30 protein-coding genes are annotated in these 25,403 nt (G+C 46.0%); all 30 read right to left on the bottom strand.

Annotation, left to right across the window (positions count from 1 at the left end):
• Nucleotides 1-34 precede the first annotated feature (34 nt).
• Nucleotides 35-916 (bottom strand): translation elongation factor Ts, encoded by an 882-nt coding sequence (tsf, locus tag RUW00_RS02305; protein WP_007611455.1) that lies wholly within the window; start codon nt 914-916, stop codon nt 35-37.
• Between the two features lie 99 nt (nt 917-1,015).
• Complete coding sequence (gene rpsB, locus RUW00_RS02300; RefSeq protein ID WP_003154215.1) at nt 1,016-1,756, bottom strand: 30S ribosomal protein S2; 741 nt, start codon at nt 1,754-1,756, stop codon at nt 1,016-1,018.
• Nucleotides 1,757-1,899: 143 nt separating this feature from the next.
• On the bottom strand, nt 1,900-2,367 hold the full coding sequence (locus RUW00_RS02295) for a DUF6115 domain-containing protein (protein WP_280145096.1): 468 nt from the start codon (nt 2,365-2,367) through the stop codon (nt 1,900-1,902).
• Between the two features lie 27 nt (nt 2,368-2,394).
• Nucleotides 2,395-3,159 (bottom strand): RNA polymerase sigma-28 factor SigD, encoded by a 765-nt coding sequence (gene sigD / locus RUW00_RS02290; protein WP_003154217.1) that lies wholly within the window; start codon nt 3,157-3,159, stop codon nt 2,395-2,397.
• A gap of 26 nt (nt 3,160-3,185) precedes the next feature.
• On the bottom strand, nt 3,186-3,686 hold the full coding sequence (cheD, locus tag RUW00_RS02285) for a chemoreceptor glutamine deamidase CheD (RefSeq protein WP_003154219.1): 501 nt from the start codon (nt 3,684-3,686) through the stop codon (nt 3,186-3,188).
• The gene (cheC, locus tag RUW00_RS02280; protein WP_014417781.1) at nt 3,683-4,312 is read right to left on the bottom strand and encodes a CheY-P phosphatase CheC; all 630 of its coding nucleotides are present in this window, start codon (nt 4,310-4,312) and stop codon (nt 3,683-3,685) included. Before cheC ends, cheD begins: the two co-directional genes overlap by 4 nt.
• A gap of 15 nt (nt 4,313-4,327) precedes the next feature.
• Nucleotides 4,328-4,801: a chemotaxis protein CheW gene (gene cheW, locus RUW00_RS02275; RefSeq protein WP_003154225.1), complete on the bottom strand. Its 474-nt coding sequence runs from the start codon at nt 4,799-4,801 to the stop codon at nt 4,328-4,330.
• A 22-nt stretch (nt 4,802-4,823) separates the two neighbouring features.
• Nucleotides 4,824-6,842: a chemotaxis protein CheA gene (cheA, locus tag RUW00_RS02270; protein ID WP_280145095.1), complete on the bottom strand. Its 2,019-nt coding sequence runs from the start codon at nt 6,840-6,842 to the stop codon at nt 4,824-4,826.
• A gap of 5 nt (nt 6,843-6,847) precedes the next feature.
• Nucleotides 6,848-7,915, bottom strand: coding sequence for a protein-glutamate methylesterase/protein-glutamine glutaminase (locus RUW00_RS02265; RefSeq protein ID WP_280145094.1), 1,068 nt, complete (start codon nt 7,913-7,915; stop codon nt 6,848-6,850).
• Nucleotides 7,912-8,805, bottom strand: a complete 894-nt coding sequence (locus tag RUW00_RS02260) for a MinD/ParA family protein (protein WP_095271992.1) — start codon at nt 8,803-8,805, stop codon at nt 7,912-7,914. The genes RUW00_RS02265 and RUW00_RS02260 overlap by 4 nt, the downstream gene beginning before the upstream one ends.
• A complete protein-coding gene (flhF, locus tag RUW00_RS02255; RefSeq protein WP_095271988.1) occupies nt 8,802-9,893 on the bottom strand; it encodes a flagellar biosynthesis GTPase FlhF in 1,092 nt (363 codons plus the stop codon). The genes RUW00_RS02260 and flhF overlap by 4 nt, the downstream gene beginning before the upstream one ends.
• On the bottom strand, nt 9,893-11,926 hold the full coding sequence (gene flhA, locus RUW00_RS02250; RefSeq protein WP_014417777.1) for a flagellar biosynthesis protein FlhA: 2,034 nt from the start codon (nt 11,924-11,926) through the stop codon (nt 9,893-9,895). The genes flhF and flhA overlap by 1 nt, the downstream gene beginning before the upstream one ends.
• Before the next feature lie 33 nt (nt 11,927-11,959).
• Complete coding sequence (flhB, locus tag RUW00_RS02245) at nt 11,960-13,039, bottom strand: flagellar biosynthesis protein FlhB (protein ID WP_014417776.1); 1,080 nt, start codon at nt 13,037-13,039, stop codon at nt 11,960-11,962.
• Nucleotides 13,039-13,818: a flagellar biosynthetic protein FliR gene (gene fliR / locus RUW00_RS02240; protein ID WP_014417775.1), complete on the bottom strand. Its 780-nt coding sequence runs from the start codon at nt 13,816-13,818 to the stop codon at nt 13,039-13,041. Before fliR ends, flhB begins: the two co-directional genes overlap by 1 nt.
• A gap of 6 nt (nt 13,819-13,824) precedes the next feature.
• Nucleotides 13,825-14,094, bottom strand: coding sequence for a flagellar biosynthesis protein FliQ (gene fliQ, locus RUW00_RS02235; protein ID WP_003154234.1), 270 nt, complete (start codon nt 14,092-14,094; stop codon nt 13,825-13,827).
• Nucleotides 14,095-14,108: 14 nt separating this feature from the next.
• Nucleotides 14,109-14,774 carry a flagellar type III secretion system pore protein FliP gene (gene fliP / locus RUW00_RS02230; protein ID WP_007409786.1) on the bottom strand — a complete coding sequence of 222 codons (666 nt, stop codon included), beginning with the start codon at nt 14,772-14,774 and terminating at the stop codon, nt 14,109-14,111.
• A complete protein-coding gene (fliZ, locus tag RUW00_RS02225; protein ID WP_003154237.1) occupies nt 14,767-15,420 on the bottom strand; it encodes a flagella biosynthesis regulatory protein FliZ in 654 nt (217 codons plus the stop codon). The genes fliP and fliZ overlap by 8 nt, the downstream gene beginning before the upstream one ends.
• Nucleotides 15,421-15,434: 14 nt before the next feature.
• Complete coding sequence (gene cheY, locus RUW00_RS02220) at nt 15,435-15,797, bottom strand: chemotaxis protein CheY (RefSeq protein WP_003154238.1); 363 nt, start codon at nt 15,795-15,797, stop codon at nt 15,435-15,437.
• Nucleotides 15,798-15,823: 26 nt separating this feature from the next.
• Complete coding sequence (gene fliY / locus RUW00_RS02215) at nt 15,824-16,960, bottom strand: flagellar motor switch phosphatase FliY (protein WP_095271983.1); 1,137 nt, start codon at nt 16,958-16,960, stop codon at nt 15,824-15,826.
• Nucleotides 16,950-17,948, bottom strand: a complete 999-nt coding sequence (fliM, locus tag RUW00_RS02210; protein WP_003154240.1) for a flagellar motor switch protein FliM — start codon at nt 17,946-17,948, stop codon at nt 16,950-16,952. Before fliM ends, fliY begins: the two co-directional genes overlap by 11 nt.
• Nucleotides 17,949-17,981: 33 nt before the next feature.
• Nucleotides 17,982-18,401 carry a flagellar basal body-associated protein FliL gene (fliL, locus tag RUW00_RS02205; RefSeq protein WP_014417773.1) on the bottom strand — a complete coding sequence of 140 codons (420 nt, stop codon included), beginning with the start codon at nt 18,399-18,401 and terminating at the stop codon, nt 17,982-17,984.
• A complete protein-coding gene (gene swrD / locus RUW00_RS02200) occupies nt 18,398-18,613 on the bottom strand; it encodes a swarming motility protein SwrD (RefSeq protein WP_003154243.1) in 216 nt (71 codons plus the stop codon). Before swrD ends, fliL begins: the two co-directional genes overlap by 4 nt.
• A gap of 39 nt (nt 18,614-18,652) precedes the next feature.
• Nucleotides 18,653-19,429, bottom strand: a complete 777-nt coding sequence (gene flgG, locus RUW00_RS02195) for a flagellar basal body rod protein FlgG (RefSeq protein WP_007409783.1) — start codon at nt 19,427-19,429, stop codon at nt 18,653-18,655.
• Between the two features lie 24 nt (nt 19,430-19,453).
• Nucleotides 19,454-19,894, bottom strand: a complete 441-nt coding sequence (gene flgD / locus RUW00_RS02190; RefSeq protein WP_095271980.1) for a flagellar hook assembly protein FlgD — start codon at nt 19,892-19,894, stop codon at nt 19,454-19,456.
• Nucleotides 19,895-21,238 carry a flagellar hook-length control protein FliK gene (locus tag RUW00_RS02185; protein ID WP_095271975.1) on the bottom strand — a complete coding sequence of 448 codons (1,344 nt, stop codon included), beginning with the start codon at nt 21,236-21,238 and terminating at the stop codon, nt 19,895-19,897.
• 6 nt (nt 21,239-21,244) lie between these two features.
• On the bottom strand, nt 21,245-21,859 hold the full coding sequence (locus tag RUW00_RS02180; protein WP_015388236.1) for a MotE family protein: 615 nt from the start codon (nt 21,857-21,859) through the stop codon (nt 21,245-21,247).
• An 11-nt stretch (nt 21,860-21,870) separates the two neighbouring features.
• A complete protein-coding gene (gene fliJ / locus RUW00_RS02175) occupies nt 21,871-22,314 on the bottom strand; it encodes a flagellar export protein FliJ (RefSeq protein ID WP_003154253.1) in 444 nt (147 codons plus the stop codon).
• Between the two features lie 5 nt (nt 22,315-22,319).
• Nucleotides 22,320-23,636: a flagellar protein export ATPase FliI gene (gene fliI / locus RUW00_RS02170; RefSeq protein WP_014417770.1), complete on the bottom strand. Its 1,317-nt coding sequence runs from the start codon at nt 23,634-23,636 to the stop codon at nt 22,320-22,322.
• Nucleotides 23,633-24,388, bottom strand: coding sequence for a flagellar assembly protein FliH (gene fliH, locus RUW00_RS02165; RefSeq protein WP_017417778.1), 756 nt, complete (start codon nt 24,386-24,388; stop codon nt 23,633-23,635). Before fliH ends, fliI begins: the two co-directional genes overlap by 4 nt.
• A complete protein-coding gene (gene fliG / locus RUW00_RS02160) occupies nt 24,381-25,397 on the bottom strand; it encodes a flagellar motor switch protein FliG (protein ID WP_003154256.1) in 1,017 nt (338 codons plus the stop codon). Before fliG ends, fliH begins: the two co-directional genes overlap by 8 nt.
• Nucleotides 25,398-25,403: the final 6 nt, after the last annotated feature.

The following is a 25,403-nucleotide window of genomic DNA, read 5'->3' as shown; positions in this document are numbered from 1 at the left end:
AAAGCCGCGAAAGATTCGCCAAGGCTTTCCGCCATTATTTTTTCACTTGGTTCATAACTTCTTCAGCAAAGTTTTCTTGGCGTTTTTCAATACCTTCTCCAACTTCGTAGCGGACGTAAGTTTTAACAGATGCGTTTTTCGCAGCCACAACTTGTTTCACTTTTTCGTCTGGGTTTTTAACGAAAGCTTGGTCTAATAAGCAAATTTCTTCGAAGAATTTGTTCAGACGGCCTTCAACCATTTTAGCTACGATGTTTTCCGGTTTGCCTTCTTGAAGAGCTTGCTGAGTCAGGATCTGACGCTCATGGTTTGCTTCTTCTTCAGACACTTGGTCGCGGGAAATGTAACGAGGATTTACCGCTGCAACATGCATCGCGATGTCTTTTGCAAGATCTTCGTCAGTTGTTCCGCTAAGAACGGATAATACGCCGATGCGGCCTCCCATGTGAAGGTAAGCACCGAACGCTTCGCTGTCTTCTTTTGAAATAACAGCAAAACGGCGAAGAGTGATTTTCTCTCCGATTTTAGCAACGTTGCTTGTGATGTATTCTTCAACAGTAGAACCATTTTCCATCTTTTGACCCATTGCTTCTTCAAGATCAGCAGGAGCGTTTGCAAGAAGGTGGTCAGCAAGCGTGTTCAGAAGCTCTTTGAAGCCTTCGTTTTTCGCAACGAAATCAGTTTCAGAGTTTACTTCTAAGATAACGCCTTTGTTGCCGTCAGTTTTAATAAGAGTAGAACCTTCAGCAGCGATACGGTCAGCTTTTTTAGCCGCTTTCGCAATTCCTTTTTCTCTCAGAAGGTCGATTGCTTTGTCCATATCTCCGTCAGTTTCAGTCAATGCTTTTTTACAGTCCATCATACCAGCGCCTGTTTTTTGACGCAGTTCTTTTACCTGCTGTGCAGTAATAGCCATTTGAATTCCTCCTTATATGTGTAAACAAGATATGTATAGATACATTTTTCTTGAAAAAAGGTGATAAAAGGCAGTCCCTTCTATCACCTTTTGATTAGGTTACGCAGTTGTCGTTTCTGTTTCAGGTGCAGTCTCTTCAGCAGCTTCCGCTTCTTCTTCGCCTTGCTTCGCTTCAAGAATAGCATCTGCCATTTTAGAAGTAAGAAGTTTGACAGCGCGGATTGCGTCATCGTTTGCAGGGATTACGACATCAATTTCATCAGGATCACAGTTTGTATCTACGATTCCGATGATAGGAATGTTCAATTTGCGAGCTTCCGCAACAGCGATGCGCTCTTTGCGAGGATCGATGATGAATAATGCATCAGGAAGATCCTTCATGTCTTTAATTCCGCCGAGGAATTTTTCAAGACGCTCTAATTCTTTTTTCAATTGAACAACTTCTTTTTTCGGAAGTACTTCAAATGTACCGTTTTCTTGCATTTTCTCGATGTCTTTCAGACGCTTAATGCGTTTTTGGATTGTTTCGAAGTTTGTCAGTGTACCGCCCAACCAGCGTTGGTTGACATAGTACATGCCAGAGCGTACAGCTTCTTCTTTAACAGAATCCTGAGCTTGTTTTTTTGTGCCGACGAAAAGGATTTTTCCGCCTTCAGCAGCAAGGTTTTTCGTGAAGTTGTAAGCTTCCTCTACTTTTTTCACTGTTTTTTGAAGATCAATGATGTAGATTCCGTTACGCTCCGTGAAAATGTAACGCTTCATTTTTGGGTTCCAGCGGCGTGTTTGGTGGCCGAAGTGAACACCAGCTTCAAGCAATTGTTTCATAGAAATAACTGACATGTGATTTCCTCCTAATAAAATGGTTTTTTTCCTCCGCTTAGGTCATTTTTGTGCAGAACTGCCGTTTGCAGCACCCTCTGCATAAATCGTTAAGCGTGTGTATTTAACACCAAGAAATAATATAACACAGCTTTATGCGACAATCAAGAATCCTTTACAGCTTTGCCGCGAAATTTTAAAAACAGCTCGATTTCTGTCTTTCCGCTCTGCATCCGTTTGGCAATTTCCGCGGGGGTGAGCCCTTGTTCATATAATTCTGAAACACGTTCTTCAAACGAATGCGCGCCGCTGTTTTCGTCACTTTCAGCCCGTTCCGTTGCACTGATGAGCTTTTCCATGTGGTCCGGAATATCAGGCTCTTCTTTCGGTTCCGGCCGGGGTTCAGCGTCTTCTGCGTCCGGCGCTTGACGGCTTTTTGCGTCTTTGAGTCTTTCATTTTCTTCTTTCAGCTCAAGCAGAAACGCTGCAAGGGTGTTTTCCGTCTCTTCAAGAATCTTCTTCTGCTGGCGCTCCGTCTCCTTGAGGGCTGAAAACCTCGTGTACAGAATAATGACGGCATAAAGCAGTACGCCGTGAAGCACAAAGCTTAAAAGCCATAATAGTGTTGACATGTTTTTCACTCGCTAACCATGAGTTCATTATTGAATTACTTTTTCAAGCAGGTGCTTTAATTTGAACAGCGCCTTTGAATGAATCTGTGAAATCCGCGACGTCGAAAGGTTCAGGACTTGTCCGATTTCGGTCAAAGTCAGTTCTTCTTTATAGAATAAACTGACGACAAGCTGCTCTTTTTCAGAGAGCTCATGAATTTTGCCCGCAAGCTGAGCGATCAGCTCGTCCTTCATGATTTTTTCTTCCGGCGGCACATTTTTGTCATCTCTGATCATCACTTGAATATTCTCACCGTCATCCTGGTCGTGAAGCTTTTCATCAATTGATAAGAGATTGGCAAAAAACCCTTCATTCATCGTTGATACTACGTCCTGCTCCGTCATCCCCAGCTCTTCTGCGATCTCTGAAGGCGTCACATTCCGAAGGTAGCGCTGTTCAAGTTTTTCGATCGCCGCTTCGACTTTTTTTGTCTTCTCCCGTGAAGTTCTGGGCAGCCAATCTTCTTTACGCAGCCCGTCGATGATTGCACCGCGAATTCTAAACGAGGCATAGGTATCAAATTTTAAATCCCGGCCGGGGTCAAATTTTTCTAGGGCATCATATAAACCAAGCATACCAAGGCTCATTAGATCGTCTTTATGCACCGATTTCGGCAGTCCGACGGAAATTCTGCCGACATGATATGTGACCAGCGGCATGTAACGGCGCATTAAATCATCACCGGCTTTAGGATCTTTCCACTCTTTCCAGCGCGACCAAAGCACCTGATCTTCATAATTCAAGGATTGCATTGTTATCCCCCTACCTCATACCTTTATTAAATCGTTGTTTCACCTTGTTTAACAGTTCGAATGTGCAGCATGCAGGACTTTGGCTCAAATTCAATCGTCCGGCCGCTTGAGCCGCCCGTATCTTCACTGATGACCGGAATGTTATACAATGAAAGCTGCTCTTTGATGGCCGCTACATTCCTCGGACCGATTTTCATCAGGTCGTTTGTCATTTTAAACTTAAACATCTCCGCTCCCCCGGCGAGTTTTGCCTTCAGGGCAAACTTGCGGCAGCCGGCTTTCAAAAGCATATCAATCGTCATCTTAACGGCGGTGTCCGCGTATTTTGCACGGTTGAGCTCCGCCGTTTTTGATAAACCGGAGTCCGGCAGCATGACATGAACGAGTCCTGCCGTTTGTTTGTCTTTATCGTATAAAACCAGCCCCACGCATGAACCGAGTCCCGAGGTCCGGATTTTATCCGGGTAACGCGCGACTTGAACATCCGCAATCCCCACTTTAACGACTGCGGCTTCAGCACGGCTCATAAAGCCGCACCCAATGAGACGAAGAGCTTTTCAAAAGAATCATAGTCCGGGAGCATAAACATGTGGGCTTTGAGCTCCTGCCGGCTGCCCTGGTCAAAAATAGAAGTATCCACGACAATGGCATGCTCTCCGACTTGGCTGAGCTCCATCAGCCCTTCACTGATAACCGCGCCGAACATATCAAGTGAGATTTCCGGCACGCTCGGGTAAATCTCAAGCTTTGTCAAATCAGCCAATGCCGTTAAATAGGAACCTGCTAAAATATTGCCGAACTCATGTAAAGCAGAAGAACTCAAATGATCTTCGCCCAGCTGGTCAATATCAAAATCCGGATTTCCGATCAGCTCTCTGATAAACTGTTCCGCCTGATCAAAAGGCATGATGAGAAAGATAGAGCCGGTCATGTCGCCTTCCATTCTTAAAAAGATACTGGCGACCGGCGTTTCAGCCCCGCCGAAAAAATCAGCGAGCTCATCAAATGTCAATAAAGTCGCAAACGGCACTTCCATGTCTATCTTTCTGTTCAGCAGCTGAGCCATTGCAGAAGCCGAGTGACCCGCCCCGATATTTCCGACTTCCCGCAAAATATCCATCTGCTCTTCTTTGATCGCTTCAAACTTACTCATGTTGTCTTTTCCCCTTTAAGCATTAGGCTCTCCGGACGCAGATGCCGAAGCACCTTTATCCAGCACCGCATGCGCATCGATAATATTGAGGAGCCTGTTATCTTGCTTAACGATCTGTTTAATCCACACATCCGTTTCCTTTGTCTGGCTTTCAGGCGCGGATTCGATTTCATTTTCATGCACGGTGATGACGTCATTGGCCTCATCCACGACCCATCCGACATCGGCGTCACGATAAGAAATGATGATAATCCGAGTCTCTTCTGTGATGTCCTGTTCAGGCTGATTCAGACGTTTTCTTAAATCAAGAACCGGGGTAATCACTCCGCGCAGATTAATAACGCCGCGGATATAAGATTCCACACCCGGGACCCTCGTCGGTTTTTGCCACTTTTCAATTGATTTCACCTGGGAAACTGAGATAGCGTATTCTTTCCCGTTTATCATAAACACAATCATTTTTTCACCTGTTTTGATTTCAGCAGTCATTCGGGCACCTCCTCGTGTCGTTTTAGTAGATCAGCGCATTACAATCAATAATCAGCGCCACTTCTCCGTTTCCGAGAATCGTAGCGCCGGAAATCGCAAAGACGTTCGTCAAATAGTCGCCGAGTGATTTCAGTACGACTTCCTGCTGTCCGATAAAAGAGTCCACGACAAAAGCAGTGGATTTATCGCCCTTTTTCACGACGATTACATGGAACTGATCGGCATCCTGTTTTGAATCCGTAATGCCGAATTCTTTTTTCAGATAGACGATCGGAACGATTTGGCCTCTGAAATCAATCACTTCTCTGTCATGCGTCTGCAGGATATCTTTCTTATCAATAACAGCCGTCTCTATAATAGAAGAAATCGGTATCGCAAACGTCTCTTCTTCCAGTTTAATGAGAAGAACGGATATAATTGAAAGTGTCAGCGGAAGCTGGATACTGAAAAGAGAACCTTGGCCTTCCGCGGATTTGACACTGACAGAGCCGCCGAGTGATTCGAGTTTATTTTTCACAACATCCAGACCGACGCCCCTCCCTGAAATGTCAGAAATTTGATCGGCAGTCGAGAAGCCCGGAGCAAAAATAAGCTCGTAAATCTCATTATCTTCAAGCGTTTCAGCATCACGTTCGGTGATTACACTCCGTTCGAGCGCTTTTTCAAGAATTTTCTTTCTGTTCAAGCCGGCCCCGTCATCTTCAACCTCAATAAAGACGTGATTGCCGCTGTGATATGCCTTAAGCACCACATGACCTGATTCCGATTTTCCTTTATTCACCCGCACTTCAGGCGATTCAATGCCGTGATCGATGCTGTTTCTGATTAAATGGACAAGCGGATCGCCGATTTCATCAATCACCGTACGGTCCAGCTCCGTTTCAGCTCCGATGATGGACAATTCGATTTTCTTGTTTAATTCCTTTTGAAGCTGGCGGATCATTCTCGGGAAACGGTTAAAGACGGTTTCTACCGGCACCATCCGCATATTAAGAATAATAGACTGAAGGTCGCCCGAGATTCTGGTCAGGCGTTCAACGGTTTCAGTCAGCTCATTGTGGTCAAGCTCTTTGGCGATCTGCTCAAGACGTCCGCGGTCAATGACAAGTTCTTCAAAAAGGTTCATCGAAGAATCCAGTCTTTCAATGTTGACGCGAATCGTTTTCGAGCCGCTTTGATGCTTCGGCTGTTCTTCCGTTTTCGCTTGCGGCCTTGGCTGTTTCTCAGCCTTTTTAACCGGAGCTTCCTTCACCGGTTCAGCCGCTTGCGGTTTTTCGGCCGTTTTTAACGGCGCACCGGCAGAAATTTTGACATTCTCCACTTCTGAAATGCCGCTGATGAGTTCTTTAATTTCTTCAGCAGGCTGCTTTGTCAAGAAACACACCTGAAAATCCGTTCCGAAATCTTCCGTCTCAAGCACTTCCGCGGCGGGTATCGTTTTTGCGACTTCCCCGGCTTCATTCAGCTTTTCAAATATCATGTACACCCGCACGGCTTTGAGCATGCAGCTTTCATTCAGGGAAACCGTTATTTCATAGCGGCTGAATCCTTGCTCTTCCGCCTCTTCAATAACAGTCCGTTCGAACTCATCATAATTCCATTCAGTTGAAGCCTGTTGTTTTGAAGCCGGCGGTTCTGCTGTTTCGGCTGAAGCCGCAGTCTCTTGCACCGCATTTACGTCGAGCTTCGCACTCACTTCAGAAATATCACGTTTGCCGTCTCCTCCGTCAATAATGGACTGCACCATCTCTTCAAGATGATCAAGCGCTTCAAACAGCACATCCAGCCAATCTGATGTAACGGGCATTTCTCCGTTGCGGATGGCGTCCAGCACATTTTCCATCAGGTGGGTTAAATGCGCCAGATCTGTATATCCCATCGTTGCGCTCATGCCTTTCAGCGTATGGGCAGCTCTGAAGATGTCATGCACAAGCTGAAGGTCTGCCGGATCTTTTTCCAACAGCAGCAGCTTTTCGTTACATGTCTGTAAGTGCTCTTTACTTTCATCAATAAAGACATCTAAATATTGATTCATATCCAATTGATTCACACCCTCTCTTTTTTCACACATCCGGTGATGGATGCCGCGATATCTTCCACATGTTTAATCTCATGAATGAGGCCCGCCTTTATCGCTGACTTCGGCATTCCGAACACAACACAGGATTCGTCCGATTCCGCAATCGTTTTAACGCCGCCTGTTCTGAGCATTTCTTTTACGCCTTCGGTTCCGTCGCTGCCCATGCCGGTCATAATGACGGCTACCTTTTCGTAATCGGATAAGCGGCTTGCCGACCGAAACAAATAATCGGCTGACGGTTTATGCCGGCTTTCCGTATCATGAACGTCAAGAATGAGGCGGAGCCTTCCGCCTTCCTCTGCAACCGTCATATTTTTTCCGCCGGGCGCGATGTACACCCATCCGTCTTTCGCTTCTTCACCGTTTTCCGCTTCTTTGACCTGAATATCTGACAAATGGTTGAGTCTGTCTGCAAGTGAAGCGGTGAAGCCTTCAGGCATGTGCTGAACGACAAATACAGGCGCCTTTAAATCCTTCGGCAGTTTCGGAATCACCTTTTGCAGAGCCCGCGGTCCGCCTGTAGAGGTCGCGATGAATACGGCCTGCTTGGCGGATTTTGCTTTCGGTCTTTCAAATCCCGCCAAAGCCGGACGTTCCGGGATAGAAGACTCTTTCACTGCCGCCTCAGGTTTTTGTGCGCGGGACAGCCCGGCTGCAATCACCCTCTCAATCAGCTGCTCTTTAATTTTATAAAGATCAAGTGAAATCGCTCCGGAAGGCTTGGTGATAAAATCAAAAGCGCCCATTTCCAGGCAGTTGATCGTTCGGTCCTTCCCTTGCTGTGTCTGGCTCGATACCATGATTACGGGAAGTTTATATATGCTGATGATCTTCCGCAATGTATCCGTTCCGTTCATGACCGGCATTTCAATATCAAGCGTGACAACATCCGGTTTGAGAAGCTCTATTTTCTTCAGCGCCTCTTCCCCGTTTCTGGCTGTCCCGATGACTTCTATCTGCACTTCCGCAGCCAGAAAATCGGTAATCATCTTTCTCATAAAAGCTGAGTCATCAACGACAAGCACACGAATCACTGTAAAGTCCTCCTCAATAAAAAAGAAGATAATCTCTCAATAAATGCCGGTTTCTCTTCTCTTGGTTTGTTTTCTTCCGTTTGAAACAAGACATCCGTCAGAAGACGGACGGACCTGCTGGCTTTTGCTTGAGGACTTTTTATTAAAAAAGGCACCTGGTCAATGACGGCTTGACTTACTAGCGGGTCATCGGGTATGGAGCCGGCGAAACGCACTTCCGCGCCTAAAAACGTGTGAATCGCATGAGAAAGGCGGTTGTACGTGTCCAGCGCCTGTTTTTGGGAGCGGGCGCGATTGACGGCAATGTTTACGGTCAGCCGTTCATCCGCGAGCAAAAGATGTTTGATCGCGCTGTAGGCATCCATAATGGCCGTCGGCTCAGGCGTTGTCACGGCGAGAATGTCTTCCGCCGATAAAATAAACGGCAGCTGTTCTTTTGAAAGTCCCGCTCCCATATCAAACAGAACGTAATCAAAATCGCTTAATACAGCGGAAAGACCATTCATAAAAGCCGCCCACTTCTCTCCGTCAGCTTGATAGATCGCCCCAAGCCCCGTTCCTCCAGATATGTAGCGAAGGCCTTTCGGACCGGAGGAAAGTGATTGAGCCAACGCGTGCCGATTCTCCATCACATCAATAATGGTGCGGGAAGAAGCAGCGCCGATCAGCACATCAATGTTGCCCATTCCGATGTCAAGATCAATGATGAGTGCTTTTTTTCCTTTCTCCTGCAGGGCAACTGCCATGTTTAATGTTAAATTAGATTTTCCGACGCCGCCTTTACCGCTGATGACGGCTAATGTCTTCGCTTTTTTCTCATAAAGCTCCGGCTTGATCATTTGCCGCTCTCTCATTTTCCTTCTTAATGACTCTGCCTGATCGGGTTTCATGTCAAAAGCATCCTTACAAACTCTTTTGGTGAAGCCGATAGGATGTCTTCAGGCACATCCTGTCCATTTGTCAAATAGGCGGCGCCGATTCTTGATTCCGACAGCACTTGAAACACGGAGCCGAGTGAGGCGGTTTCATCCGTTTTCGTGAAAATGAATTGATTGACCGGCACACCGGAAAAACGTTTCAGCACCTGTTTCATATCTTCATATTTTGCAGATGCCGATAATACGAGAAAGGATTGTAAGCCTGATTCAAACGGAATCATCTCTTGTAATTCCGTAATATACTGCTCTTCTTTAAAGTTTCTACCGGCTGTATCAATGAAAACATGGTCATATTCAGCGAATTTTTCCAGTGCCTTCAGACATTCTTCCTTTGAATAGCATACTTCAAGAGGAGCCTGAAGCAGCTCCGCATATGTCTTCAGCTGCTCGACCGCGGCAATCCGGTAAGTATCCGTCGTCATAAATGCAATTTTTTTATGCTCTGTCAGCATTGATGAGGCCGCGAGTTTCGCAAGTGTAGTCGTTTTGCCGGCCCCGGTTGAACCGAAAAGCACGACGTATTTTGATTGAATCCCTTCCTGCCACCTGTCTGCCGAAGGGAGTTTTTTCACTAACAAATCCTGCAGTTTTGAGCTGACATTATCTTCAGTTAAATCTCCGGAAACAATTGAAGAACGGAGCAATTCACTGAGTACGGCGTTTTGCGTATGATCAGGAAGCCCGGCTTGCTTCAATAGTCTCTCGGCTTTTTTTAATGGTTCAGGGAGCACTTCTTTATAATGCGCCAGTTCGCCGGAAATACTTTGATCCGGAAGACGCGGCGGCTGAACAGGCTCAGCTTTCTCCGCCGTTTCCGTCTTTTTCATTTCTTCAGCGGCAGCCGGCGGCGTTTTTCTCGCTTCCCTGACGTCACGATCTAAAACCGCTATCACTTCGACGGCCTGCTGTGACCGCAGCCCCAGCCATTTTCGTTTCTTTACTTGTTTGGAATGTAAAATAACGGCATCATTGCCGAGTTCCTTTTTGATTTGCTTCGCGGCATCCTGCATTGAAGCGGCTGTAAATTTTTTTATTTTCATTAAATATCCACCACTCCAATGCTCTGTACTTCAACATTTGCTTCCAGCTCATTATAAGAAAGAACCGGAAGATCAGGGAAATACCGTTCTAACAGCTGTTTTACATACATTCTGACAGCAGGCGAGCAAAGAAGAATCGCCGACTCCTGGCGGATGGAAAGCTGCTCAGCCTCTTTAGCGACAGAACGGATGATGCTGTCTGAAACCTCAGGGTCGAGTGACAGGTAATTGCCCTGTTCAGTCTGCTGTACCCCGTCTGCAATCGCTTTTTCCACCCGGCCTGAGCATGTGATGACCTTCAGCGTTTCATGCTCTCTCGCATATTGTGCCGTGATTTGTTTGGCAAGCGACTGTCTCGCGTATTCTGTCAAAAGATCTGAATCTGTCGTTAATCTTCCGTAATCGGCAAGAGTTTCAAAAATGGTCACCAAGTTTCTGATTGACACTTTTTCTCTCAGCAATTTGGCAAGCACCTTTTGAATATCGCCGACAGAAAGAGGGTTTGGCGTGACTTCCTCAACAAGCACAGGATAATTTTCCTTCAGATGATCGATCAGCTGCTTTGTTTCCTGTCTGCCGACCAGTTCATGGGCATGCTGCTTAATTTTTTCTGTAATATGCGTAGATACGACTGACGCCGGATCAACAACTGTATACCCCAGCATGTCCGCTTCATCTTTTGCAGCTTCGCTGATCCATTTTGCGGGAAGTCCGAACGACGGTTCTATCGTTTCAATTCCTTCAATGACGTCATCTTCAGGCGTCGGTGACATCGCTAAGTAATGATCCAGCAGGAGCTCTCCTTTAGCGACTTCATTGCCTTTAATTTTCAATCTGTATTCATTCGGCTGGAGCGCGATGTTATCCCTGATGCGCACAACCGGAATGACAAGTCCCAATTCAAGCGCAAGCTGACGTCTGATCATGACGATGCGGTCAAGAAGATCACCGCCCTGCCCCGCGTCTGCAAGCGGCACGAGTCCGTATCCGAACTCAAATTCAATGGGATCAATATGTAAAAGCTGCACGACGCTTTCCGGGCTTTTCAGTTCATCCGCCTGAGCCTCTTCTTCAAGAATTTCTTCCTCTTCTTCGCTCGGCTTATCCGTTTTGGACAGCATGTAAGCGCCGAATGCAAGCAGACCGGCGATCGGCCCCGTCAGCAGAATGCCGATCGGTGTAAGAAGACCGAGCAAAAGTACAGTTCCCGCGGCTACATACAAGAGCTTCGGATAAGCAAACAGCTGGCCTGTAATATCATGACCGAGGTTTCCTTCAGATGCCGCTCTCGTCACGACAATCCCCGTAGCCGTTGAGATGAGCAAGGCCGGCATTTGAGAAACGATACCGTCACCGACCGTCAGCATTGTAAAGTGAGACGCAGCTTCTTGTATGCTCATCCCCTGCTGCAGCATGCCGATTACGATTCCGAAAATAATATTGATCATCACGATGATGATACCCGCGATGGCATCCCCTTTGACGAATTTGCTCGCACCGTCCATGGCGCCGTAAAAATCGGCTTCCCGGGCGACTTTTTCACGTCTGTGCTTTGCATCCTGCTCCGTAATCATGCCGGCATTTAAATCCGCGTCAATACTCATTTGCTTTCCGGGCATCGCATCGAGCGTAAATCTCGCCGCCACTTCCGATACCCGCTCGGCGCCTTTTGTAATGACGATAAACTGAATAATAATCAAGATAATGAAGACAACAAGCCCTACCAGCACATTTCCGCCGACAACGAAATTCCCGAATGTCTCAACAACCTTTCCCCCTTCTCCGTGAGAAAGAATCGAACGTGTCGTCGACACATTGAGCGAAAGCCGAAACAGCGTCAATAACAGCAGCAATGACGGGAATATCGAGAATTGCAGCGGTTCTTGCATATTCATTGTGGTGAGAAGCACGATCAACGCAAGAGAGATATTAATGATGATCAAAATACTTAACAACCATGGAGGGAATGGAATCACCAGCATTGCCACAATGAGGACAACACTTATTAAAACCGATAAATCTCTTGTTGACATGCTGTTTTTCTCTCCTTTTGAATCTGAAATTCACTATACTTTTTGTTTCGTTTTATATACATAAGCCAAAATTTCCGCAATGACTTTGAAAAACTCTTCCGGCACAGCCTGGTCAATGTCAACCTGATCATATAACGCACGCGCGAGCGGCCTGTTTTCAATCGTCATGACATCGTGTTCTTTGGCGATCTGCCTGATTTTTAATGCGAGATGGTCGACCCCTTTGGCAACAATGTAAGGGGCGTCCATTTTCTTTTCATCATATTTTAAAGCTATCGCATAATGGGTCGGGTTGGTAATGATGACATCCGCTTTCGGCACTTCCTGCATCATCCGCCTCATCGCCATTTCCCGCTGCTTCTGCTTAATTTTGGACTTGATTATCGGATCACCCTCCGATTTTTTGTATTCATCTTTTATATCCTGCTTTGACATTCTGATATTTTTCTCATAGTCAAAACGCTGATATAAATAATCAAGCCCGGCCAGCAGCATTAAAGCCCCTGATCCCGCAAGCCCCATCCAAAGCGTGAGCTTAGAAACGAAAGTGAGCACTTCCGCAGGCGTTAAAAGCGGAAGGCGAAGAATATCGCCATAATGAAGCCAGAGCACCATAAAGGCGGCAAAACCGACCACAGTAATCTTCAAAATGGATTTGACCAGTTCAACAATCGCCCTCATGCTGTAAATCCGCTTAAATCCTTTCAGCGGGCTGAGCTTATTCAAGTCAGGCTTGAGGACTTCCGCAGAAAACAGAAAACCCACCTGCATGTAATTGCTCACGACACCTGCCACAAGCGCGACCAGCATAATCGGCGCGAGGATGAGGCTGATATCTTTCACCGTATCCACGAACAGTTCATGCACGGCAGATGCTGACAGGTGTAATGTTATCGATTTCGTATAAAACGTTTTAATAAAGGACAGCAGCCTGTCCCGCATATAAGGACCGAGCGCGATCAGCGAAAGAAAGATAATCAGTAAAGAAACGGCTGTATTCACATCCGTACTTTTCGCGACCTGTCCTTTCTTTCTTGTATCCTTCCGTTTTTTCGGAGTGGCTTTCTCCGTTTTTTCACCGGCAAAGAATTGCAGATTCAGTCTGAGTCTCATCATGTCACACCGACCAATGCCAATAGATTCCGCATGGTTTCAACGGTAAGGCTGAAGATGTTGCGGACGACGACAAACATCACCGACATACAAACGATCAGCATAATAAAGCTCACGGCTATTTTCAGAGGAAGCCCGACAACGAAAACATTCAGCTGCGGCACCGTTCTCGCTACAATACCGAGCGCCAAATCAACTAAAAACAGACTGGCCACAACCGGCGCAGACATTTGAAAAGCGATAATAAACATGGCATTGAAGCTTTTTGCGATAAAAAGTCCAAACTGATCATTTCCAAACGACGGAAATGCCTGGTCAAGCGGGATATACTGAAAGCTGTAATAAATCCCGTCCAATAAAAGATAATGGGCGTTTACGCTGAGCATAAATAACAGCGCAAGCGTATAAACGAATTGTCCGATCAGCGGGCTTTGCGTTCCTGATTGCGGATCAATGACATTGGCGATGGAAAAGCCCATCTGAAAATCAATAAAGGAACCTGCTATCTGAATGGCTGTCATCATCATGAAAGCGATCAGCCCGAGGCTCAAGCCCACAACGGCCTCTTTTATGACAAGCAGCATATACTGTTCCCCTATTTCTATTTCCGGCGCATGTTTCAGCGTGCTGAAGCAGATCACCGAAAGAAAAAAAGCAAAGCCGATTCGGTGAACCGCCGGCAGATTCCGATGTCCGAACACCGGCACCGTTACAAAAAAAGCAGAGATTCTGATAAAGACCAATAAAAAAGCGGGAAATAAATCAATGATGGAATTCATTTGATTCTACCCTGCAAATCGGTTCAGATGAGAAAACAGATCAGTTGTGAACGAAAGAATCGTCGACAGCATCCAAGGACCGAAAAAGATCAGTCCAAGCATCACCGCCACGATTTTCGGAATGAACGCAAGCGTCTGTTCCTGTATTTGAGTTGTCGCTTGAAAGATACTGACGAGCAAACCGACGATCAGCGCGATCGCAAGCAGCGGCCCACTGATCATTAGTGTTACATATACGGCTTTTTCCGCCATGGAAATTACAAATTCTGAACTCACAATTAGCACCTACCCTAAAAGCTGTCAAGCAAAGATTTCACGATTAAATACCATCCATCGACCAAAACGAAAAGCAATATTTTAAAGGGCAGAGAGATCATAACCGGCGGAAGCATCATCATTCCCATTGACATTAAGACGCTCGCCACGACCATATCGATAATTAAAAACGGAATAAAAATCATAAAGCCCATTTGAAAAGCGGTTTTGAGTTCTGATATCGCATAAGCGGGCACCATCGTCGTCAAAGGAATATCCTGAATCGATTCAGGTTTTTTCATCTTGGCATAGTTCATAAACAGCGCCAGATCCTTCTGCCTTGTATGCTTGCTCATATACTCTTTAATCGGCTTCTCGGCTTTTGTATATGCTTCATCGAGACTGATTTTGTTGTCCATCAGCGGCGTTAAGGCTTCCTTATTAATCTCTGAAAAAGTCGGCGCCATAATAAAAAACGTCAAGAACAGCGCAAGGCCGATTAAAACCTGGTTGGGAGGCATGTTCTGCGTCGCCAGTGAGGTTCTCACAAAAGACAGGACGATGACGATTCTCGTAAAGCAGGTCATCAAAATCAGAATCCCCGGCGCCACTGAAAAGACAGTCAAAAGCAGCAGTAATTTAACAGTGGAGCTGACTTCGGTCGGACTGCTTGAATTAAAAAGATTAATAAATTCATTCATGATGATAAGGGCCTTTCTTCTTTCCTTCAGAACGGCTTTGTTTCAGCTCGTTCAACTGTTCTTTCAGCGCTTTTGAAAACGACGGAAGCATCGTTTGCGGCTTTTTTTCTCCATCCTTACGCGGATTTACGAGCTTGGTCCATTCCACTTTTGAAGACATCGACTCTTCGTATTGGCTCAGAATCGCCTCGCGCTCTTTTTCATCTTCAATTTCTTTTAAAAGCTGTATCGTTTCGCCCACACCGACTACGAGAACGCTGTTTCCCACTTTAATCAGCTGCACGGAACGGTTTTGGCCGACTGACGTTCCGCCGATATTTTCTACATATTGAAACGGCTTCAGCAGACGGTTTCTTCTATTCATCAGTTTGACAAATCCATAGATCAGCAGAATGACGAATAATAACGCCCCAATCATCTTTACAAAATCAAAAGCGGAGACAGAAGATGCAGAAGCATCCCCTATCTCTTGATCAGCCGTTTGTTTCGATGTATCGCTTTTTTTCTCTGTTTTGTTTGTTGATTGTTTGTCAAACCATTCGTTGACGGTGGAATTGTCAGACTCCGCCGCAAAAGCAGGGAACGGATGTACATTGAGTAAAACGAAACAACAAATCAAAGCTAGTAAACCATGACTCTTTTTCAACAGTCGTACACCCTTTAGCTTAATGTTTTATTAATGGCTTCGAGCACGCGGTCCGCTTGGAACGGTTTCACGATAAAGTCTTTTGCGCCGGCTTGAATCGCGTCAATAACCATTGACTGCTGGCCCATAGCCGAACACATGATGATTTTCGCCTGCGGATCGATTTGTTTAATTTCCTTTAGAGCTGTAATCCCGTCCATTTCAGGCATTGTAATATCCATTGTCACAAGGTCGGGGGAATGCTCTTTGAATTTTTCGACCGCCTGCGCTCCGTCTGAAGCTTCAGCTACAACGTCAAAACCGTTCTTCACTAAAATATCTTTGATCATCATTCTCATAAATGCTGCATCGTCTACAATTAAAATTCTGTGTGCCATAATCTGTTTCTCTCCTCTATGTTCGCTTATTTTAAATTGTTAAGGCGGTCTGCCTGACTTAAAATATCAGTGACTCTCACGCCGAAGTTTTCTTCTATAACAACGACCTCGCCCTTTGCCACGATCCGCTGGTTGACCAGGATGTCAACGGGTTCACCAGCCAGCTTGTCAAGCTCAATAATACTTCCCGCAGAAAGTTCAAGGATTTCTTTGACGCTTCTCTTCGTTCTGCCGAGCTCAACCGTAACGGAAAGCGGAATATCCATCAGCATATCAAGGTTATTCCTTGATCCTTGCGCCGCTTCGTTATGATCAAACGCCTGGAATTCTACCGGAGCGACTTGAACAGGAGCAGCTTTTTTTGCGGTTCCCTGTCTCTTCGGAAGCTCAGGTTTTGCCTGTGGCTCCGGCTGCATGGCAGGTTCCGGCTGCGGCGTTTCGTATGTTTCCTGTGGTTCTGATACGGTTTCTGCGGCCTTGGACTCATGCTGGTCTGCAGTCATCAGTTCTGCGATCAGATCTTTCGCAAACGTAATCGGATAAAGCTGCATGATGCTCGAATCGATTAATTCACCGACTTTCAGACGGAATGACACTTTTACGAGCAGGTCATCCTCAGGTATTCTGTCGGTCCCTTTTTCTTCTGTCACATCCAGAAGTTCAACCCTTGGCGGAGAAATGTCAATCTTTTTACTGAACACGGTCGACATTGACGTCGCAGCCGAGCCCATCATTTGATTCATTGCTTCCTGCACGGCGCTCAGGTGGATTTCACCGAGTGACGGATCGGCGCCCAGGCCGTCTCCGCCGATCATCAAATCCGCGATGATGGCCGCGTCGCTTTGTTCGACGACGAGCAAATTGCTGCCGTCAAAGCCTTCTGTGTAGTTCACTTCAATGGCAACATACGGATGAGGAAATTCATCACTGATTTTGCTTTTTGAAATGACGGTCACACTCGGCGTCGTAATGTCCACTTTTTGATTTAAAAGAGTGGACAGCGCCGTAGCCGAGCTGCCGAACGAAATATTCCCGATTTCTCCGATCGCATCGCGCTCAAGTTCAGACAAGTTCGCCTCTTGAGGCTGTTCTGTATCCTCTGATTGACTGCTTGTGCCGTTAAGAAGAGCATCGATTTCATCTTGAGATAATCTATTGTTCATCTTGTTCACCTCTTATGTCGTGATCTAAAATTTGCACTGCCTGTCTTCGATTCACCCGGCCGGCCTGCCCTAAAAACTTCGGTTTGTTTCCGACCAATACAGTAAGAGGATCAGTCACTGATTTGTCCAGAGTTATACAGTCCCCGACTTCCAAACTTAAAAATTCTTCTATTGTCAGTTCAGAAGCGCCCAAGAGAGCCACAACGGGAATTTGAGCCGTCATGATGCGCTTTTCAAGCAACTTCGTTTCTTCGGGCTTCGCTTCATTCCGGTCTGATTGCATCCAATAATGTACGGAAAGCTTAGGGATAATCGGCTCAAGTACGACATGGGGAATACAAAGATTAATGACACCGCTGATTTCACCTATCTGTGTATTGAGAGAAATGACAACGACTGTTTCATTTGGGGAAACCATCTGTACAAACTGAGGATTCACTTCAAATTCAGTCATTTCAGGGTCAATATCAGCAATCGATTGCCACGCTTCTTTGTAGTTGCCCAGTGCATTTTCAAATAAGTTAGAAATAATATTCGTTTCAATTTCCGTAAGGCTGTCAGCTTTGTTATGAGTGATGCCGATGCCTCCCATGACGCGGTCAAGCATTGCGTATGCGATGGTGGGATTAACCTCCATCATGATTCTGCCTTCCATCGGATGGACATCGAATAAATTTAAAATCGTCATGTTCGGTATGGAACGGATAAATTCTTCATACGGCACCTGATCAACTGAGCTGACGGATATATGAATATACGTTCTGAGCTTGGCGGAAAAGTGTGTTGTGAGAAGCCTCGCAAAGTTATCATGTATCCGGGTTAAACTGCGTATCTGATCTTTCGAGAATCTGAGAGCCCGTTTAAAATCATATACCTTTACTTTTTTCTCTTTTACTTCCTTTTTCAGCTCTTCCGCATCCGCCTCACCCGTGGAAATGGCGGAAAGCAGTGCGTCTATTTCATTTTGGGAGAGAACTTCTCCTGACATTTTCTTCACCTCCGTATTCTGTCAAATTTGTTTTTATTGCAGATTAAAGGAGGTAATGTACACTTTCTGAACTTTTCCTTCTTGGAGATAGCTGTTTACTTTCTCTTTTAATGATTGTTTAAACGCTTCTCTTCCTTTATCTCCCTCAATCTCTCCGGCGCTTGTGTCGGCTAAAATGGAAATGATGTTGTCTTTCACCTGAAAATCGCGTTTTTCAAGTTCTTCCTTCGCTTTAGCCGAGTCGGTTTCAAGCTTGATGCCGATACGGATGATGCTGTCAGACTTTAAGTTTGTCGTAATATCGTCGACAGACACAGTGGCTGCAACGACTTCGTCAATTGTCGGCTTTTTATCTTTGCCGGAATTTCCGCTGACGACAAAATATGCTGCCGTTCCGAGGCCGGCGATGACAATTAAAATAATCAGCAAAATGATGACTAATTTTTTCTTCATTCTTCTTCCTCTATTCCCTGATCCAGTGAAAATATTTGTATGCTATGGTAAAACGATATGACTTTTTTGAGAACTGCTTCTTCCGGTTCTTTCACTACGAACTTTTTGCCGTTGGACAGTGTAATCGTCGTGTCGGGGAAGCACTCAATCTGTTCGATAAACAGCGCGTTCAGCGTAAAAGGCTGGCCGTTTAAACGGGTGACTTGAATCATGCAATCCGGAGAAGCGGCCTAACCGCCTCTCCTCCCTCCTTACCGTTTCAGATTAACCAGCTCCTGAAGGATTTCATCTGAAGTCGTAATGATTTTTGAGTTTGATTGGAAACCCCGCTGAGCAACGATCATTTCGGTAAATTCATCTGTCAGATCTACGTTTGACATTTCAAGATAGCCAGCCAAAAGCTTACCCGTTCCGTTTTCGCCCGGCGTGGTGACTGCGCTCGCAGCTCCTGAACTTAATGATTCTCTGTAAAGGTTGCCTCCGATTTTTTCCAGGCCGGCGCTGTTAGGGAACGTGACCAGACCGATTTGTCCGGCATCATGAACCTCATCCCCTGCATCAGTGTATGTAACGGTTCCGTCTGCACCGATGCTGTAATCTTTCGCATCAGTCGGAATATTGATTTTGCCGCCGCCGATTTTTTCAAGGTAGTACCCGTCAGTCGTAACAAGGTTCCCTTGATTGTCCTTTCCGAAATTCCCCGCACGTGTGTAAACAATTCCCGCACCTGTATTAATCTGAAAGTAGCCGTCTCCGTCAATGGCTAGGTCGGTTTTATTCTGTGTAGCCTGCGGGGCGCCGGTTGAATGAACGACATCAATGGAAGAAGTCGCGGCACCCAAGCCGATTTGTTTTGAATTGGTCACGTTTGAACCGCCGGCGACTGTCTGGCTGATCATATCTTTAAATGTAACGCGGCTTTTCTTAAATCCCACTGTGTTGACGTTGGCGATGTTATTGCCGATTACATCTAATTTTGTCTGAAAGTTTTTCATGCCGCTGATTCCGGAATATAATGAACGTAACATGTTAAATTCCCCCTGGGTTTCTTTTTATTTAGATGTTTCGCTGACGGCCGTGACATTCCACGGACTGACCTCTTTGCCATTTTCAAGCACGAGCACGTAATTGCCGTTTGAATGCTTGACTGAATTGACCGGGCTTGTCTGATCCTTCCCGTCGCTGTCGCCGAATGTGACATTTTTGCCGATCCAGTTCACATACATCGTAAACGGATCTTGATTTTCTACAAATTTAGTCATCGTCGTATTCATATTCATCATTTGCTCCAATGAAGAAAATGTCGCCATCTGGCTGATGAATTCTTTGTCATCAACCGGATTGAGCGGGTCCTGGTTTTGAACCTGTGTCATTAAGATCTTCAGGAATTCGTCTTTCCCTAAATTCGTGCTGCTGTTTACTGCGGAGGTGCTCTTCGCGCTTGATGTGGTTGAAGCGCCCGCCGCGGCATAATCCGAGTTTACTGATGTCAACTATTCTTCCTCCATTTCATTGAGAGAAAGCTCCTCCAGCATATCTCCGAAATCGCCTGACTGCTGCTGGTTCTTCTGCTCTCTCTGTCCCTGATGCTGCTGTTTATTGTGATCGGCCGTCTGTCCGTAAACAGGCTGCTGATCCCCGCTTTGAAGCGGGACTGAAAAACGGTCGACCTGGACCGACATATTCGGAAGCGACTGTTTCAGCTGAGGAAGATGCTGTTCCAGCAGCTCTTTCGCAGACTGGCTGGATGCGATTATTTTGCTTTGAAACATCCCGTTTTCGTTTGTCACCTTAATTGTGACAAATCCGAGGTTCTCGGGATTAAGACGAATCGTAAAGCTTCCGGTTGTTTTCCCGAAAGGCGTGTATTTCATCTGTTTCCAGCCGCTGATGACCTGATCCGTTAACGGTTTATTTTCTGCCGGCTGCTGTTCAGCTCCTGCGGACGTTTGCTGAATACCGGCAAGGCTTCTCGTTCCCGAAAACAGTATATGTGCAGACAATTTGCTGTCAGGCGCATTTGCGTGAGAAACCGTGCCGCCGTTTTGCTGTTCTGTTTTCCCGGCTGACTCTTGGGATGATTCAGATGATTGAGATAACACAAAAGCTTTCAGCTCAGTTTCAGCCATATCCCAATCCTTTGTCCCCTTTTGAGAAAGGCCCGCAAGCTGCTCCGTGACGCTTTGAAAGCTCTTCAGCTCAGCGGCTGTCATGGAGTAAAGTTTAGATGCAGATTCGTTTTTCGGAAAAAATGTCTGCCGCAGGTCTTGAATCACGCGGTCCGGGACACCTTGTTTTTTCAATGCCTCTAATAAACGGGCGCCTTCCTGGTAAACCGCCTTTGCCTGCGCGCTGTCAGGCAGTTCCTGCTGAGATGTGAAGAGCTGGGATACGGCTTCTTGAATGAACAGCAGCCCCTTCTCAAGCGCATCCTTGACGGAATCCCCGTCTTTTGCGGAAGAATCCGGTTCATCCGTTTCAGGCTTCTCCCCATGCTGTTTTCCCGCTAACATGTCTTCAACAGATTCGGCAAGCTGTTTCAATAAAGGAAGAGCTGTTTCAGCCGTCTGCTTTCCTTCAAGAGCTTTTACCGCCTCAAGCAGCTGTTTCAGCTGCAATTCTTTATCTTCCGGGCCGGCTTTAAGCCAATCACCGATTTTCGATAGGGCATCATTCAGCTCTGCATCACTTGTTTTTGTTTCATCTCCGGGCTGCCGGGGAGAAGTGATTTCCGACAGGAGCCAGTTCTGAAATAGACCTAAGCTGTTTACATTCATCTTCACATTGCTGTTTTGCGCAGTCTGCGTACGATTACCCGTTAATTCAAGCAGCTTCAACTTACATCACTCCTTATTTCCGTCAGCGGATAGTTTTTCTGTATATTTAGCCGCTTGTTCAGGAGTCATTTTCGTCAAGATTTCAGCAAGCTGCTTTTTACTTAATCCGTTTAAAATATCGAGGGCTTCTTTTTCTTTCAGCTTTACGATAATGCTTGCCGCTTTACCGCTGTCCATACTTTTATAGATGTTGATCATTTTATCTTTTCCGGCTGAATCCGAAGCGTCTTTTTTCGTTTCATCCGTCTTCGTTTTCTGCTGCTGTTCAGCTTCCTGTTTCAGTGAACGGATTTTCTGATTCAGATTATCGATTTCGGACTTGCTTGTGTCTAAATCTTTATTCAAAATGTTAATTTCACTTTTTTGTTCCTTTATGGTCTTTTCAAGAGAAGCCGTTCTGTCTTCCTTCTGCTTTTCCGCCGCACTTTTCATTTCTTTCGTTTCGGGAACCAATTCTTTTAAAACAGGCGTTTTAGCGGCTGTTTCCTGAATCGGCTTCATCACATCAACGCCGGCAGCCCAAAGGATGATGCTTGCGACGATGATCAGAAAAATCAGCGGGATCATGATAAAAAGCAGGATTGAACCGAACTTTCCAGATCTCTTTTCTTTATCGGCCATTTCATTCGCTCCTAATGCCCCTGAATCATAAACTGCTTGATTGAAATGTCGTCCATTTCCCTCATCTCTGCAGCTTTGTCTTCAAGTGCGAACATATTAAATTGTTTTTCCCGCATTTTTTCAAATTTCTTTACTTCAATGTTTTTTTCGGTGAGCTGTTCCTGCTTCTCATTCATTTCATTTCGTTTCATGATGACAAGCTTTTGATAATGATAGATGGTGTTCTCAAGATTGGAAACGAATTGCTGATAATGTCTCATTTCCTGAACGCTCATCCCGCATTTCAGCTTTGATTCTTTGTCTTTTTCGAGCAATTCTTTTTTGCTCATATTTTCATATAGTTTTTCAGCCACTGTCTCAAATTCAGAAACCGATTGTCTGTATTCAGTCAATGTTTGGTCTTTTTCATTTTCTTTTAATTCCAACAGCTTTTGAAATCTGAATTGGTATGCCACGATGTTTATTCCTCTTTTCCTGTCAGACTCGTCAATGCCGCAATGCTGTCTTCCAATTGAGCAGGTTCTTCCGTTCCTTGTTTTAAAAATTGAATAAGCTGCGGATAAAACTGAATCGCTTCATCAATTTCTCTTGATGACCCTCTTTTGTAAGCTCCGATATTAATGAGATCTTCAGAGTTTTGATAAGTTGACAGAAGATCGCGGAATTTGTTGGCCGCCTCTATATGCGATGTGTCTGAAATATTAGACATGACCCTGCTGATGCTTTTCAGGATATTCACGGCCGGGAACTGCCCTTTGTTGGCAAGCGCCCGATCGAGAACGATATGCCCGTCTAATATTCCGCGCACCGTATCGGCAATCGGTTCGTTCATATCATCTCCGTCAACGAGAACCGTATAAAAAGCGGTTATCGTTCCTTGTTCATTCGCGCCCGTTCTTTCCAGCAAACGGGGCAAAATAGCGAACACAGAAGGTGTATATCCTTTTGTTGTCGGCGGTTCCCCCGCTGCCAGGCCGATTTCCCGCTGAGCCATCGCGACCCTCGTGACGGAGTCCATCATGAACATCACATTCCGGCCTTTATCGCGGAAGTACTCTGCAATGGCGGTGGCCGTATACGCCGCTTTCAAACGCATTAAGGCAGGCTGATCAGAGGTCGCGACTACGACGATCGAGCGTTTCAGACCTTCTTCGCCTAAATCCTTCTCGATGAATTCACGCACCTCGCGCCCCCGTTCACCGACGAGTGCGATAATGTTTAAATCAGCTTCAGTCTGCTTCGCGATCATTCCCATCAGGGTGCTTTTTCCGACTCCGCTTCCGGCAAAAATCCCGATTCTCTGCCCTTTTCCTACTGTCAGCAGACTGTCAATCGATCTGACGCCGACACCCATCTTTTCCCGTATCGGCGGCCGTTTCATCGGGTTTGGCGGCGGCTGCTCTGTCGAAACGGGGGACAAACCTTTCGGAAGCGCCCGGCCGTCAAGAGGTTCGCCGAACGCGTCGACAACTTGTCCGATTAAACCCGCGCCTACTTTGATGCGGAGCGACTCGCCAGTGGCCTCCACAATGCTGCCCGGCGCGATGCTGGCCGCTTCCAGATAAGGCATTAACAGAATGTTTTCATCCTGGAAGCCTACAACCTCAGCTTTAATCGCTTTTTTCGCATGGCCTTTCGGATAAATGAGACAAACATCTCCGATTGAGCTTTCGGGCCCTTTTGATTCAATCATCAGCCCGATGACCCGTTTAACCTTGCCGTAGCGTTTGTACGGATCCGCTGTTTCAATTGAGTCTATTAAATGCTGTGTCTTCATTGCTCCGCTCCCGCCTCAAGCGCCGTTAAAAGTTTTTGCTTTAATTGCATCAGCTGGGTGTCTATGCCTGCATCGACACGTCCGAACGGAGTTTCTATCGAGCACGTTCCCTTCGCGGCTTTTTCATCGGCATATAAGCTTAATCTGCATTCTTTGTATAACAGCTGCTGAATTTCGTCCATATGCTGATGAACCGTCTCATAATATTCAGGGTCCACATAGATGGAGATGTCATCATAATCTTTTACTTCGGCTACTACCTGTTTGACCAGCAGAAGGAAAGCCTCTTTATCATCACTTTTTTGCCGCCATACTTTTTTAGCGAGCGCAACGGAAAGCTCAATGATTTCTTCCTCAGCGCTTTCCAGTTTTTCCTCGACTGACTGTCTCGCCATTTCCATAACGGCATTGGCCCGGCTGATGAGATTGGCATATTCAGCTTGAGCCTCGGCTTTTCCCAATGCCATGCCTTCTTCATATCCTTCTGCCTTTGCTTCTTCTATCAATCTTTGTTTTTCTTCCGCCCAGCGGTGTTTCTCTTCTTCAATCTGACGAAGAGTGTGCTCAAATTGATTTTTCGCTTCTTCAGACACCCTGTCGGCTTCTGCTTTGGCAAAAGCCATGAGAGCCTCTGGATTTTCGGGTTCCTCCCGGTCTGGCTGGGAATGTGTTTTCCTGACTTCCTGCAAGGAAAGCTTGCGTCGTTTTTGTTCAGGAGAAAATGATGATTGCTGTTTAATGATATTAGACAATAATATCGTCTCCTCCGCCTCGCGCGATTACAATTTCTCCGGCTTCTTCCAGCTTGCGGACGACGCCCACGATTCTTGATTGCGCCTCTTCCACATCACGCAAACGCACAGGCCCCATAATTTCCATTTCCTCTTTAAACGTTTCAACCATACGCTGTGACATATTGCTGAACACGATTTCTTTGACTTCCTCGCTTGCAACCTTCAACGAAAGCAGGAGGTCGTCGTTTTCAACGTCTCTGATCACGCGCTGAATCGCACGGTTATCAAGGGTGACAATATCTTCAAAGACAAACATCCGTTTTTTGATTTCATCCGCCAACTCAGGATCTTGGATTTCTAATGAATCAAGAATCGTTTTTTCCGTTCCTCTGTCTACGCCGTTTAACACTTCAACAACGGCTTCTATGCCGCCGGTCTGCGTATAGTCCTGCGTAAAGGAGGAGGACAGCTTTTGTTCAAGGACCCGCTCCACTTCATTTATGATTTCAGGAGACGTTCTGTCCATAACCGCAATCCTTCTTGCCACCTCAGCCTGAACGTCCGGGTTCAGCTCAGACAAAATCTGTCCGGCCTGCACCGGGTCAAGGTAGGATAAAATCAGCGCCATCGTTTGCGGATGTTCCTGCTGAATGAAATTTAAAATCTGTTCGGGCTCCGCTTTTCTCGCGAAATCAAACGGCTTTACCTGCAAAGAAGAGGTGAGCCTGTTTAAAATGCTTACCGCTTTGTCTTCTCCGAGCGCTTTTTCAAGCACTTGGCGGGCGTAATTTAAACCGCCTTGTGAAATATAGTCCTGAGCGATTGCGATATTATGAAATTCTTCAATGATTTCATCTTTTCTTTGATGATCGACGCTTCTGACTCCCGAAATCTCGAGTGTCAATCTTTCAATTTCTTCTTCAGACAAATGCTTGTACACAGAAGCTGATACATCAAGGCCTAAGGAAATCATGAGGATGGCTGCTTTTTGTTTTCCTGTAAGCTTGTTCTGATCACGTTTCGCCATTTTCCA

Source organism: Bacillus sp. IS1 (genome assembly GCF_032461585.1).
Lineage (GTDB): Bacteria > Bacillota > Bacilli > Bacillales > Bacillaceae > Bacillus > Bacillus velezensis.
Note: the sequence above shows the minus strand (reverse complement) of the source record. Positions and strands in the feature narration are given on the sequence as shown.

Excerpts from the sequence above, each read along its gene's own strand:
- fliG (WP_003154256.1), bottom strand. The coding sequence starts at position 25,397 with ATGGCGAAACGTGATCAGAACAAGCTTACAGGAAAACAAAAAGCAGCC.
- flhB (WP_014417776.1), bottom strand. The coding sequence starts at position 13,039 with ATGAGACTCAGACTGAATCTGCAATTCTTTGCCGGTGAAAAAACGGAG.
- fliL (WP_014417773.1), bottom strand. The coding sequence starts at position 18,401 with ATGAAGAAAAAATTAGTCATCATTTTGCTGATTATTTTAATTGTCATC.
- cheC (WP_014417781.1), bottom strand. The coding sequence starts at position 4,312 with ATGAGTAAGTTTGAAGCGATCAAAGAAGAGCAGATGGATATTTTGCGG.
- fliM (WP_003154240.1), bottom strand. The coding sequence starts at position 17,948 with ATGTCAGGAGAAGTTCTCTCCCAAAATGAAATAGACGCACTGCTTTCC.
- RUW00_RS02260 (WP_095271992.1), bottom strand. The coding sequence starts at position 8,805 with ATGAAACCCGATCAGGCAGAGTCATTAAGAAGGAAAATGAGAGAGCGG.
- RUW00_RS02295 (WP_280145096.1), bottom strand. The coding sequence starts at position 2,367 with ATGTCAACACTATTATGGCTTTTAAGCTTTGTGCTTCACGGCGTACTG.
- fliR (WP_014417775.1), bottom strand. The coding sequence starts at position 13,818 with ATGAATTCCATCATTGATTTATTTCCCGCTTTTTTATTGGTCTTTATC.
- RUW00_RS02180 (WP_015388236.1), bottom strand. The coding sequence starts at position 21,859 with ATGGCCGATAAAGAAAAGAGATCTGGAAAGTTCGGTTCAATCCTGCTT.
- flgG (WP_007409783.1), bottom strand. The coding sequence starts at position 19,429 with ATGTTACGTTCATTATATTCCGGAATCAGCGGCATGAAAAACTTTCAG.
- cheW (WP_003154225.1), bottom strand. The coding sequence starts at position 4,801 with ATGACTGCTGAAATCAAAACAGGTGAAAAAATGATTGTGTTTATGATA.
- cheD (WP_003154219.1), bottom strand. The coding sequence starts at position 3,686 with ATGAGCCGTGCTGAAGCCGCAGTCGTTAAAGTGGGGATTGCGGATGTT.
- flhF (WP_095271988.1), bottom strand. The coding sequence starts at position 9,893 with ATGAAAATAAAAAAATTTACAGCCGCTTCAATGCAGGATGCCGCGAAG.
- tsf (WP_007611455.1), bottom strand. The coding sequence starts at position 916 with ATGGCTATTACTGCACAGCAGGTAAAAGAACTGCGTCAAAAAACAGGC.
- rpsB (WP_003154215.1), bottom strand. The coding sequence starts at position 1,756 with ATGTCAGTTATTTCTATGAAACAATTGCTTGAAGCTGGTGTTCACTTC.
- flhA (WP_014417777.1), bottom strand. The coding sequence starts at position 11,926 with ATGTCAACAAGAGATTTATCGGTTTTAATAAGTGTTGTCCTCATTGTG.
- fliY (WP_095271983.1), bottom strand. The coding sequence starts at position 16,960 with ATGAACAATAGATTATCTCAAGATGAAATCGATGCTCTTCTTAACGGC.
- swrD (WP_003154243.1), bottom strand. The coding sequence starts at position 18,613 with ATGATTCAAGTCACCCGTTTAAACGGCCAGCCTTTTACGCTGAACGCG.
- cheY (WP_003154238.1), bottom strand. The coding sequence starts at position 15,797 with ATGGCACACAGAATTTTAATTGTAGACGATGCAGCATTTATGAGAATG.
- fliP (WP_007409786.1), bottom strand. The coding sequence starts at position 14,774 with ATGAATGAATTTATTAATCTTTTTAATTCAAGCAGTCCGACCGAAGTC.
- sigD (WP_003154217.1), bottom strand. The coding sequence starts at position 3,159 with ATGCAATCCTTGAATTATGAAGATCAGGTGCTTTGGTCGCGCTGGAAA.
- fliI (WP_014417770.1), bottom strand. The coding sequence starts at position 23,636 with ATGAAGACACAGCATTTAATAGACTCAATTGAAACAGCGGATCCGTAC.